Source organism: Micromonospora globispora (assembly GCF_003857015.1).
GTDB classification, from domain to species: Bacteria; Actinomycetota; Actinomycetes; order Mycobacteriales; family Micromonosporaceae; genus Micromonospora; species Micromonospora globispora.
On the sequence record NZ_QGGF01000211.1, the window covers coordinates 1 to 10,382 of the forward strand.

Below are 10,382 nucleotides of genomic sequence, written 5' to 3' on the forward strand. Positions count from 1 at the left end.
GTCCGCGACCTGCTCCGCCCCGGCACCCGGGTGCTGGCCAGCGGGCTCGGCGCGGAGGAGGAGCGGGCCCGCGCCGCGGTCGCCGAGGCCGTGGCCGGACACGCCGTCGCCCTGATCGGTTCCGGCGACGCCGGGGTGTACGCGATGGCCAGCCCCGCGCTGGAGGAGGCCGACGAGCGGATCGACGCGGTCGGTGTCCCCGGCGTCACCGCCGGCCTGGCGGCGTCCGCGCTGCTCGGCGCCCCGCTCGGCCACGACCACGTCTACCTGAGCCTCTCCGACCTGCACACCCCGTGGGAGGTCATCGAGCGCCGGATCGCCGCCGCCGCCGTGGGCGACTTCGTGGTGCTGCTCTACAACCCGCGCAGCCGGGCCCGGGACTGGCAGCTCGGGGCCGCGCTACGGGCCCTCGCCGCGCACCGGCCGCCGCAGACGCCGGTCGGGGTGGTGCGCAACGCCAGCCGCCCCGGCGAACGGGTGCACCTGGCCACCCTGGCCACCGTCGACCCGGCGCTGGTCGACATGTACAGCGTGGTCGTGGTCGGCAGCTCGCAGACCCGCGTGGTCGCCGGCCGGATGGTCACGCCCCGGGGGTACCGGTGGCGGGCGTGACCATCGGCGCCTGCCAGGGCTGCGGCGCCTGCCTGCTCACCTGCCCGGTGCACGCGATCCGGCCGACCCCCGCCGGACTGCGGGTGACCGACCGCTGCACCGGCTGCCTCGAATGCCTCGAGATCTGTCCCGTGGACGCGATCCGCGTCGACCCCGAACCCCGAGGAGAGCGATGACCTCCACCCCGACCACCGCCGTCCCGCCCACCGGCCGCTGGAGCCGCGCCGAGCGGGTACGCCTCGGCGGCATCGTCTGCGCGGTCGCCGCGCTGCACGTCGCCGGCGGCAGCCTCTACCTGTACTGGAACGACCAGCCGGCCGCCGCCGGTGGACTGGCCGGCGCCGGCACCCTCGCGTACGTGCTCGGGATCCGGCACGCCTTCGACGCCGACCACATCGCCGCGATCGACGACACCACCCGGCTGATGCTGCTGCGCGGCCGGCGACCGGTCGGCGTCGGCTTCTTCTTCGCCCTCGGGCACAGCGCGGTGGTGCTGCTGCTGGCGCTGGTCGTGGGGCTCGCCTCGGCCACCATGACCGGCCCCCGGCTGGCCGGCGTACGCGAGGTCGGCGCCACCGTCGCGGTGGTCACCGCCACCGGCTTCCTGCTGCTGGTCGCGACCCTCAACGCGGCGGTGCTGGCCGGGCTGGCCCGGCTCTGGCGGCGGCTGCGCGCCGGGACGCTGGACGAGTCCGAACTGGACCTGCTGCTGCTCAACCGGGGACTGCTGCACCGGATCCTCGGCGCCCGGGCGCGGACCCTGGTCCGCTCCTCCTGGCACATGGCGCCGATCGGCTTCCTCTTCGGGCTGGGCCTGGAGACGGCCAGCGAGGTGACCCTGCTCGCGCTCTCCGCCAGCACCGCCGCCGCCGGTGGGCTGCCGGTGCTCGCTCTGCTCACCCTGCCGCTGCTCTTCGCCGCCGGAATGTCCGCGATGGACACCGCAGACAGCCTGCTGATGAGCCGCGCCTACTCGTGGGCGTACCGACAGCCGGCCCGGCGGCTCTGGTACAACCTGGCCACCACGGGGATGACCGTGCTGGTCGGCGGCCTGGTCGCCAGCGTCTACCTGGCCGGGCTGCTCGCCGACCAGCTCGGGGTCACCGCCCTCGCCGGCTACGCCTCGATCGCCGACCACTTCGAGCAACTCGGGTACGCCGTGGTGGCGCTCTTCGTCCTCTCCTGGGGCGGTGCGGTCGCGGTGTGGCGGCTGCGCGGCTACGACCGCCGCTACGGGCAGGCGGGCTCATGACCCGCGTGGTGCACCCGATCGAGCGGGAGTCGTACCGGATCCTGCGGGACCGGGTCGACCTGTCGCACCTGCCGCCGCTGACCCGGGCGGTCACCGAGCGGGTGGTGCACGCCAGCGCCGACCTGGACTACGTCACCGACCTGGTCTGCGACGAGGCGGCGCTCGCCGCCGGGCTGGCCGCGCTGCGGGTCGGCGCGCCGATCGTCACCGACGTGTGGATGGTCGCCGCCGGCATCACCCGCGCCGGGCGGGAGATCGTCTGTCCGGTGGCCGAGCCGGCGGCCGCGAAGCTGGCCCGGGAGGCCGGTGTCACCCGCTCGGCGGCGGCGGTCCGGGTCGCTCTGGACCGGGTCGGGCCCGGGGCGGTCTGGGTGGTCGGCTGCGCGCCGACCGCGCTGGTCGAACTGATCGGCCGCGACGCCCGGCCGGCCCTGGTGGTCGGGCTGCCGGTCGGCTTCGTCGGCGCCGCCGAGTCCAAGGCGGCGCTGCGGGCGAGCGGCCTGCCGGCCGTGTCCAACGTGGGGGAGAAGGGCGGCTCCGCGGTCGCCGCCGCCGCGCTCAACGCCCTGCTGTACGTGGAGGAGAAACCATGACCCCGGACCGCACCCCGCTGCTCGTCGTCGGGCACGGCACCCGCAGCGCGGTCGGCGTCGCCCAGTTCGCCGCGCTCGTCGAGCGGATCCGCCGCCGGGCCGTCGTCGACGACGTCGAGGGCGGCTTCATCGAGCTGTCCCGGCCGCCGCTGACCGACGCGGTCGGCGCCCTGGTGGACCGCGGCCACCGGAACCTGGTGGCGCTGCCGCTGGTGCTCGCCGCCGCCGGCCACGGCAAGGGCGACATCCCGGCCGCGCTGGCCCGGGAGAAGCAGCGCCATCCCGGCCTGCGCTACGCGTACGGCCGGCCGCTCGGGCCGCATCCGCTGCTGCACGACACCCTGGCCGAGCGCATCGACGCCACGCTGGCCGGGGATGACCGGGCCGGCACCTGGATCGCGCTGATCGGCCGCGGCTCCACCGACCCGGACGCCAACGCCGAGGTCGCCAAGGTGGCGCGGCTGCTCTGGGAGGGTCGCGGGTACGCGGGCGTGGAGCCCGGGTTCATCTCCCTGGCCGAGCCGTCGGTGCCCGCCGTGCTGGACCGGCTGCGCCGGCTCGGCGCCCGGCGGATCGTGGTCGCGCCGTACTTCCTCTTCGCCGGGGTGCTGCCGGACCGGATCGTCGAACAGACCGACGAGTTCGCCGCCGCGTACCCCGAGCTGGACGTGCGGGTGGCCGACCCGATCGGCGACTGTGACGCGCTGGCGGACCTGGTGCTCCAGCGGCACGCCGAGGCGCTGCGCGGGGACATCCGGATGAACTGCGACACCTGCGCGTACCGGGTGGCGCTGCCGGGGTTCGTGGACAAGGTCGGCCGGCCGCAGACCCCGCACCACCATCCGGACGACCCGGCGGGCGGCCACGCCCACCACCATCTGCACGGCCATCACCACGAGCCGGGCCTGCGCCCGGGCCAGGTGGCCATCGTCGGTGGCGGCCCCGGTCCCGACGATCTGATCACCGTACGGGGGAAGGCCCTGCTGGACGCCGCGGACGTGGTGGTGGCCGACCGGCTCGCGCCGCCGGGCCTGCTGGCCGGGCTGCGCCCGGACGTGCTGGTGGTCGACGCGGCGAAGGTGCCGCGCGGCCCGTCGATGGGGCAGGACACCATCAACGACACCCTGGTCGCGCACGCCCGCGCCGGGAAGCGGGTGGTCCGGCTCAAGGGCGGCGACCCGTACGTCTTCGGCCGCGGCCACGAGGAGGTCCTGGCCTGCGCGGCGGCCGGGGTGGAGACGGTGCTGGTGCCCGGGGTGAGCAGCGCGGTAGCGGCGCCGGCCCTGGCCGGGGTGCCGGTGACCCATCGGGGGACCGCCCACGACGTCACCGTCGTCTCCGGACACCTGCCGCCCGGGCATCCGGACTCCCTGGTGGACTGGGCGGCGCTGGGCCGGTCCCGGGGGACGCTGGTGCTGCTGATGGCGGTGGACACGATCGGGAAGATCGCCGCCGAGCTGATCGAGCACGGTCGGGCGGCGGAGACCCCCGTGCTGGTGGTGCGGGACGCCGGGCACCCGGGGCAGTGGACGGCCCGGTGCCGCCTCGACGAGGTCGGCGAGGTGGCGCGGCGGCACGACGTCCGGCCGCCAGCGGTTTTCGTGGTGGGGCCGGTGGTCGCGCTCGCCCCGGCGGTCCCCGTGGACTGAGCCGGTCCGGTGGTCGCGCCGGCTGCTGCTCGGCGCGGCGGCGGCGGTCTCGCCTCGGTGGGCGCCCCCGCCCGGCGGGGCCCGTCAGCCGTGCTGGCGGTAGTGATGGCCGCCCGGGTTCTTCCGGGCGGCCTCGCCCAGCAGCACGGTGACCCGGCACTCCGGGTCACCGACGGCGATCCGCTCGTCGAGCAGCACCACCGCGTCGCCGTGGTTGCGGGCCGCGATTCCGCCGAAGACGCTGGAGGTCATCCGGCACAGCGCCGGTGCCCGCCGGACGGTGTCACCGAACGGGCAGCGCCGGTTGCCCAGCACGATCCGCTCTTCGTCGGCGGAGATGACGTAGAAGTCCCCGTTGATGGCGGCCTTCAGCCGCAGGTAGCAGTCGGTGATCTGGTCGACGGTGAGCCGGCCGACCACCTCCCGCGCCCGGCGGTACTCCTCCTCCATCTGCCCGCCGACGGTCGCACCCACCTGGGCGACCGTCTGCTCGGCGGACGCCGGGCCGGTGCTGTTCTCCGCGGTACGGGCCAGTTCGACCACGAGCGCCCGGAGGAACGACTCCCGGCCGAAACCCGTCGGCCCGGCCTCGTCCAGGGCGGGCAGCGGGTTGACCTCCCGCCGGGGCGGATCGATGGACCGCTCCACGCGGCGGGTGAGCGGCAGCACGGTGCCGATCCGCTTGCCGACGTCGCGCTTGGCCACCACGTCGAGGTCCGTGGCGAGCTGGGACACCAGCCAGAGCCCCCGGCCCCGAACGCTGTCGCCGGTCGGCAGGGTGAGCTTTCCGACGTCGAAGGTCGGACCGAGGTCGTGCACCACGAGCTCCGGCCGGGACGCCGACCAGTCGAGGGTGACCCAGATCGGTCCGCCGGCGTGCTCCACCGCATTGCCGAGCAGTTCGGAGACGACCAGCCCGGCGTCGTCCACCACGTCGGACTCCTCGGCGTGGCGGCGCAGGAACGCCGTCAGTTCACCGCGCAGCGTGCTGGCCGCCGCCGCGGTCGCGGGAGCGAGCAACCACTCCACTCCGCACCTCGATCCTGGTGTCGACTGTCGCGCAGCTCACCGGCAGGTCCGCGCCCCGTGTGGACGGTTCGGACGACAGGCCGAGGGATGTGACAGGTGCGCGACTCTCCCTGGCGATGGCCGCGTCAAACCCGACGATACGCCTTCTCCCCGCCCCCGGCCCGGCCGGCCCTCAACGATCGACGTCGATGGAAAAGTCGATCAGCCGTTCAGGGCACGGGCGAGGGCATACCCGAGCGAGGCCGCCCCCAGCCCCGCGACCACGCTGGCCAGTACGTTCGCGAGGGCGTGGAAACGGGCCCCCTCCCTGGTCAACCGCAGCGTCTCGTAGCTGAGCGTGGACCAGGTGGTGAGCGCACCACAGAAGCCGGTGCCGACCAGGGCGGTCACCGTCGGGCCGGCGGGAATCGCGGCGACGGCGCCGAGCAGCAGCGACCCGAGCACGTTGACGGTGAGCGTCCCCCACGGGAACGGCGAGTCGTGCCGGGCCTGCATCGCCCGGTCGGTCAGGTAGCGCAGCGGCGCGCCGAGCGCCGCGCCGATCGCGATCAGCAGGACGGTCACCGAACCTCCCGGCCGGTGCGCACCAGCAGCCGGGTGGCGGCCGCGTCCCCGGCCCAGACGGCCAGCAGCGCGCCGACCAGCGTCGCGGCCAGGTACGCCAGCGCAGCGCTCGCCGCGCCCGCCGCCACCGCACGCTGGATGTCCACCACGTACGCGGAGAAGGTGGTGAAGCCGCCGAGCACGCCGACGCCGAGGAACGGCCGGACCAGCGGGCCGGTCGGGCGCGCCCCGATCACCGCCATCAGCACCCCGATCAGCAGGCATCCGGCGAGGTTGATCCCGAAGGTGGCCCACGGGAAGCCGGTCGGCGGGTGCGGGAACGCGGTCTGGATGCCGGCCCGGCTCAGCGCGCCGAGCACGCCCCCGGCGGCGATCGCCCCGAGCACCGCCGCCGGGTGTGCCGTCAGCTCGGCCCGGTCGGCGGGTACGTGCAGGTCGACGTCGGGGTCGACGCGGAACTCGGGCGGTCGTGCCACAGGCCCTCCCCACCAGTACGGGTGATCACTGGCAGGGACCGTTGGCGACGGTGTCGCGGTTCTCCCGGCCCGGGCCGGGACGGCGGGCCCCACCGCCGGTCTCCGGCCGAGCATAACGTCCCGTCGCGGTCCACCCGGGCTCGCTGCACCGGCTGCCCTCGCCGCGCCGACCCGCTACCTCGCCACCAGGGGCGGGGGCATCACCCGGCGGAGGGAAATCGACGCAGTTGTGAGGGGCCGTCGGCTGCGTCGGTTTCGTGATCGTTGCCCGGGGGCGCATTCCTCCGCGATGACCTGCGTCGAGAGGGGGTTCGTGATGGCGGCAGGCAGCACCACCGCCGGCACGCGTTCGTCGGGTTCCAAGGCCGCACAGAACGGCGGCCGTTCCACGCGCCGCAAGCGCCCCGAGGGGCCGCCGTTCCGCAAGCCGGCGTGGCCCAAGGCGTACTCCTTCGCGCTGGTCACCGGCGCGCTCTTCCTCTTCTCCTGGATCGGCCAGTTCTTTCTCCAGATGACCGTGGAGAGCAACGAGGCCAGCCAGCACGGGCAGTCCTTCGCCTGGAGCGAGTTCCTGCCGCAGTTCTTCGCGTCGACCTTCGAGAACTGGCAGTCCGAGTTCCTCCAGCTGATCTGGCAGGCCGCCGGTCTGGCCCTCTTCTACTACTGGGGCTCGTCCCAGTCGCGGGAGTCCGACGAGCGGATCGAGGCCAAGCTCGACGCCCTGCTCCGCGAGCGGAACCTGGACCCGGAGAACCCGTGACCCGGCGTCGCGCCGTCGGTTGAGCTCCACCCGACGTCACCTCCGTTGCCTGCTAGGGCATCGGAGGTGACGTCATGTCAGGGCAGCCGATTTCGTTATCGACCCCCGCCGCCCCTGATCTGGCAGGGGAACCGGTACGGGCGTACGGTACGCACCATCGCCCGGCGTCCAGGCGCGTCGGGACCGCGACGCGCAGGAGGCAGCCGTGCAGGACCGCACCCCTCGTCCGGAGGAGCTGGAACCCGTCGAACGGGCCGGCGTCGACGAGCTGCGGGCGCTGCAACTGGACCGGCTGCGCTGGTCGCTCCGGCACGCGTACGACAACGTGCCGCACTACCGCCGCGCCTTCGAGGCGGCCGGCGTACACCCGGACGACTGCCGGGAGCTGGCCGACCTGGCCCGCTTCCCGTTCACCGGCAAGGCCGAGCTGCGGGAGAACTACCCGTTCGGCATGTTCGCCGTCCCCCGGGAGCGGGTCGCCCGGCTGCACGCCTCCTCCGGCACCACCGGCCGCCCCACCGTGGTCGGCTACACCAAGGAGGACCTGGCCACCTGGGCCCGGCTGATGGCGCGGTCGATACGTGCCTCCGGTGGCCGTCCCGGCGACCGGGTGCACGTCGCGTACGGCTACGGCCTGTTCACCGGCGGACTCGGCGCGCACTACGGGGCCGAGGAGCTGGGCTGCACGGTCATCCCGGTCTCCGGCGGCATGACCGAGCGCCAGGTGATGCTGATCCGCGACTTCGAGCCGGACGTCATCATGGTCACCCCGAGCTACATGCTGGCGATCGTCGACGAGATGGAACGCCAGGGCGTCGACCCGCGGAGCACCTCGCTGAAGGTGGGCATCTTCGGCGCGGAGCCGTGGACCGAGGACATGCGCCGGGAGATGGAACAGCGGCTCGACATGCACGCGGTGGACATCTACGGGCTGTCGGAGGTGATGGGCCCCGGGGTGGCGGTCGAGTGCGTGGAGACCAAGGACGGCCTGCACCTGTGGGAGGACCACTTCTACCCGGAGATCATCGACCCGGTCACCGGCGAGGTGCTGCCCGACGGCGAGCAGGGCGAGCTGGTGCTCACCTCGCTGACCAAGGAGGCGATGCCGGTGGTCCGCTACCGCACCCGGGACCTCACCCGGCTGCTGCCCGGCACCGCCCGGACCATGCGGCGGATCGAGAAGATCACCGGCCGGACCGACGACATGATGATCGTGCGCGGGGTGAACGTCTTCCCGACGCAGATCGAGGAGCTGATCCTGCGGACGCCCGCGCTGTCCCCGCACTTCCAGTGCGTGCTGGACCGGCAGGGCCGGATGGACACCCTCACCGTGAAGGTGGAGCGCCGGGTCGGGGTGGCCGCCGACGTGGCGGAGCGGGCCGGCGCCGAGCTGGTCCGGCAGGTGAAGAACAGCATCGGGGTCACCGTCGCGGTGCAGGTGATCGAGCCGGACGGGGTGGAGCGCTCGATGGGCAAGATGCGCCGGATCGTCGACCAGCGGCGGGGCCGCTGACATGGGGGAGAGCGGCAGCCGCAACGCGGCGCACGACATGTTCGACGCCGACGTGGCCTCCAAGGGGCTCGGCATCGAGCTGGTATCCGCCGCCGACGGTGCGGCGGTGGCCCGGATGCGGGTCACCGCGGCGATGCTCAACGGCCACGCCATCGGCCACGGCGGTTTCGTCTTCCTGCTCGCCGACACCGCGTTCGCGCTGGCCTGCAACAGCCACGGCCCGGTGACGGTCGCCGCCGGCGGGGAGATCAGCTTCCTCCGCCCCGTCCGCGAGGGGGACCTGCTCGAGGCGCGGGCCACCGAACGCACCCGGTACGGCCGCAGCGGCATCTACGACGTCACCGTCTGGCGCGACGGCGAGGTGGTGGCCGAGTTCCGGGGCCGCAGCCGGACCCTGTCGCGCGACGAGGGCGGACCGCAGGGCTGAAACCGGGCATCTAGCATCGGCATCATGCGTGTGCTGGTCGCGTCCGCACCCCTGATCGGTCACGTCTTCCCCCTGCTGCCGCTGGCGCTCGCCCTGCGCGACGCCGGGCACGAGGTCCTGGTGGCCACGGCGGCCGACGGCCTCGGCGCAGCCCGCTCCGGGCTCCCGGTTCGCGACGTCGCACCTCGGTTCGACTTCGGACGGATCGCCCGGGGGGTCCTGCTGCGTCATCCCCTGATCGCGCGGGCCGAGCTGACCGGTACAGCGGGCACCCGCGGGGCTGGCCTCCTCTTCGGGCAGGTCAACGACGAGCTGGCCGACGGGATGGTCGCCCTCGCCGAGGAGTGGTCCCCCGATCTGGTGCTCCACGAGCCGTTCGCGGTGGCCGGGGCGCTCGCCGCCGCCCGGGTCGGCGTCCCCGCCGTACGCCACGAGAACTCGCTCTTCGACGGGCGCGAGCTGGTCATGGTCACCACCGACCGGCTCACCGACGCGCTGCGCCGGCACCGCGTCACGGCCGTCCCGCCCCCGGCCGCCGCGATCGCCGTGGCCCCGCCCAGCCTGGTCGCGCAGGACGGCTGGCCGATGCGATACGACTCGTACGCCGGTGACGGCGAGCTGCCCGACTGGCTGCGGGAGCCGGGCCCGCGTCCCCGGGTGCTGGTCAGCCGGAGCACCGTCGCCGGTCCCGGTAGCGCCGGCCCGATGCCGGCGGTCGTCGCGGCGGCCCACCGGGTGGACGCCGAGTTCGTCCTGGTGCGGCCCGACCGGCGGCTGTCGCGGTCCGCGTTACCGCCCAACGTCCGTACGGTGGACTGGATCCCATTGCGGGCGGCGCTTTCGGCCAGCGCGGCGCTGGTGCACCACGGCGGAGCGGGCAGCGTCCTCGCCGCACTGGTGGCCGGGGTTCCGCAGCTCGCCACCGTCGGCGCGGGTGACCGGCGGTACAACGCCACCCTGGTGGGGGCCCGGGGCGCGGGCATCGCCGCACCGGCCCGGGGGATCACCGCGAGCAGCCTCACCAGGCTGGTCACCGACGCTGGCCTGGCGGCCGCCGCCCGGGAGGTGGGCCGGGAGATCGCGGAGATGCCGCCGCCGGCCGAGGTGGTCTCGCGGCTCGAATCCCTGTGCTGATCCCCGGTGCGACGGTCGCCGCGCCCTCGGCTGGGGCGGATGTGTCGGTAGGCTCGGGCAGGATGAGCCCATGGGACACGTCCTGCTCTTCCACTCCGTCTACGGGCTGCGGCCCGCCGTGCTCGACGCCGCCGACCGGTTGCGAGCCGCCGGGCACCAGGTGGCCACCCCCGACCTGTACGGCCTGCCGGCCGCCCACACTGTGGAGGAGGGCTTCGCGCTGCTCGACAAGGTTGGCCGGGACGCGGTGCTCGAGCGAGCCCGCGCGGCGGCGCGCGACCTGCCGGCGGAGACGGTGCTGGCCGGCTTCTCGATGGGTGCCGGGGTGGCCGGGGCGCTGCTGGCCGAGCGCCCGGCCGCGGCGGCCCTGCTG

General features: G+C 74.6%; 12 protein-coding genes and 1 pseudogene. 10 read left to right on the forward strand and 3 right to left on the reverse strand.

What is annotated here, in order from left to right; all coding sequences use genetic code 11:
• The 5 genes and pseudogenes from DKL51_RS08675 to cobA form a co-directional block, all read left to right on the forward strand.
• The coding region (locus tag DKL51_RS08675) for a precorrin-3B C(17)-methyltransferase (RefSeq protein ID WP_148097751.1) at nt 1–612 on the forward strand (612 nt) is incomplete at its 5' end.
• Nucleotides 600–758: pseudogene (locus DKL51_RS08680) on the forward strand (4Fe-4S binding protein); the annotation flags it as partial. The gene DKL51_RS08675 and the pseudogene DKL51_RS08680, both read left to right, overlap by 13 nt.
• Nucleotides 759–784: 26 nt before the next feature.
• The gene (locus tag DKL51_RS08685; protein ID WP_243422348.1) at nt 785–1,864 is read left to right on the forward strand and encodes a HoxN/HupN/NixA family nickel/cobalt transporter; all 1,080 of its coding nucleotides are present in this window, start codon (nt 785–787) and stop codon (nt 1,862–1,864) included.
• Nucleotides 1,861–2,457 carry a precorrin-8X methylmutase gene (locus DKL51_RS08690; RefSeq protein WP_109944414.1) on the forward strand — a complete coding sequence of 199 codons (597 nt, stop codon included), beginning with the start codon at nt 1,861–1,863 and terminating at the stop codon, nt 2,455–2,457. Before DKL51_RS08685 ends, DKL51_RS08690 begins: the two co-directional genes overlap by 4 nt.
• Nucleotides 2,454–4,106 (forward strand): uroporphyrinogen-III C-methyltransferase, encoded by a 1,653-nt coding sequence (cobA, locus tag DKL51_RS08695; RefSeq protein ID WP_109944413.1) that lies wholly within the window; start codon nt 2,454–2,456, stop codon nt 4,104–4,106. Before DKL51_RS08690 ends, cobA begins: the two co-directional genes overlap by 4 nt.
• Nucleotides 4,107–4,190: 84 nt before the next feature.
• Here cobA and DKL51_RS08705 read toward each other — a convergent pair whose 3' ends face one another.
• The 3 genes from DKL51_RS08705 to DKL51_RS08715 form a co-directional block, all read right to left on the reverse strand.
• Nucleotides 4,191–5,135, reverse strand: a complete 945-nt coding sequence (locus DKL51_RS08705; RefSeq protein WP_109944412.1) for a methanogen output domain 1-containing protein — start codon at nt 5,133–5,135, stop codon at nt 4,191–4,193.
• Nucleotides 5,136–5,336: 201 nt separating this feature from the next.
• Complete coding sequence (gene crcB, locus DKL51_RS08710) at nt 5,337–5,699, reverse strand: fluoride efflux transporter CrcB (RefSeq protein WP_109944411.1); 363 nt, start codon at nt 5,697–5,699, stop codon at nt 5,337–5,339.
• Nucleotides 5,696–6,175 carry a FluC/FEX family fluoride channel gene (locus DKL51_RS08715; RefSeq protein WP_243422345.1) on the reverse strand — a complete coding sequence of 160 codons (480 nt, stop codon included), beginning with the start codon at nt 6,173–6,175 and terminating at the stop codon, nt 5,696–5,698. The genes crcB and DKL51_RS08715 overlap by 4 nt, the downstream gene beginning before the upstream one ends.
• A gap of 316 nt (nt 6,176–6,491) precedes the next feature.
• Here DKL51_RS08715 and DKL51_RS08720 point away from each other — a divergent pair, with 316 nt between their 5' ends.
• The 5 genes from DKL51_RS08720 to DKL51_RS08740 all read left to right on the forward strand — a co-directional run.
• Entirely contained in the window at nt 6,492–6,935 is a 444-nt protein-coding gene (locus DKL51_RS08720) for a DUF6766 family protein (RefSeq protein ID WP_109944409.1), read from the forward strand.
• A gap of 205 nt (nt 6,936–7,140) precedes the next feature.
• Nucleotides 7,141–8,448: a phenylacetate--CoA ligase PaaK gene (gene paaK, locus DKL51_RS08725; RefSeq protein WP_109944408.1), complete on the forward strand. Its 1,308-nt coding sequence runs from the start codon at nt 7,141–7,143 to the stop codon at nt 8,446–8,448.
• A gap of 1 nt (nt 8,449) precedes the next feature.
• Nucleotides 8,450–8,875, forward strand: a complete 426-nt coding sequence (paaI, locus tag DKL51_RS08730) for a hydroxyphenylacetyl-CoA thioesterase PaaI (protein WP_109944407.1) — start codon at nt 8,450–8,452, stop codon at nt 8,873–8,875.
• A gap of 24 nt (nt 8,876–8,899) precedes the next feature.
• Complete coding sequence (locus DKL51_RS08735) at nt 8,900–10,009, forward strand: nucleotide disphospho-sugar-binding domain-containing protein (RefSeq protein ID WP_109944406.1); 1,110 nt, start codon at nt 8,900–8,902, stop codon at nt 10,007–10,009.
• Nucleotides 10,010–10,079: 70 nt separating this feature from the next.
• On the forward strand, nt 10,080–10,382 hold a 303-nt coding region (locus DKL51_RS08740; RefSeq protein WP_185734754.1), incomplete at its 3' end, for a dienelactone hydrolase family protein.

What these genes read in the sequence shown, in the direction of transcription:
- DKL51_RS08685 (WP_243422348.1), top strand. Translation starts at nt 785, where the DNA reads ATGACCTCCACCCCGACCACCGCCGTCCCGCCCACCGGCCGCTGGAGC.
- DKL51_RS08690 (WP_109944414.1), top strand. Translation starts at nt 1,861, where the DNA reads ATGACCCGCGTGGTGCACCCGATCGAGCGGGAGTCGTACCGGATCCTG.
- cobA (WP_109944413.1), top strand. Translation starts at nt 2,454, where the DNA reads ATGACCCCGGACCGCACCCCGCTGCTCGTCGTCGGGCACGGCACCCGC.
- DKL51_RS08720 (WP_109944409.1), top strand. Translation starts at nt 6,492, where the DNA reads ATGGCGGCAGGCAGCACCACCGCCGGCACGCGTTCGTCGGGTTCCAAG.
- paaI (WP_109944407.1), top strand. Translation starts at nt 8,450, where the DNA reads ATGGGGGAGAGCGGCAGCCGCAACGCGGCGCACGACATGTTCGACGCC.
- DKL51_RS08735 (WP_109944406.1), top strand. Translation starts at nt 8,900, where the DNA reads ATGCGTGTGCTGGTCGCGTCCGCACCCCTGATCGGTCACGTCTTCCCC.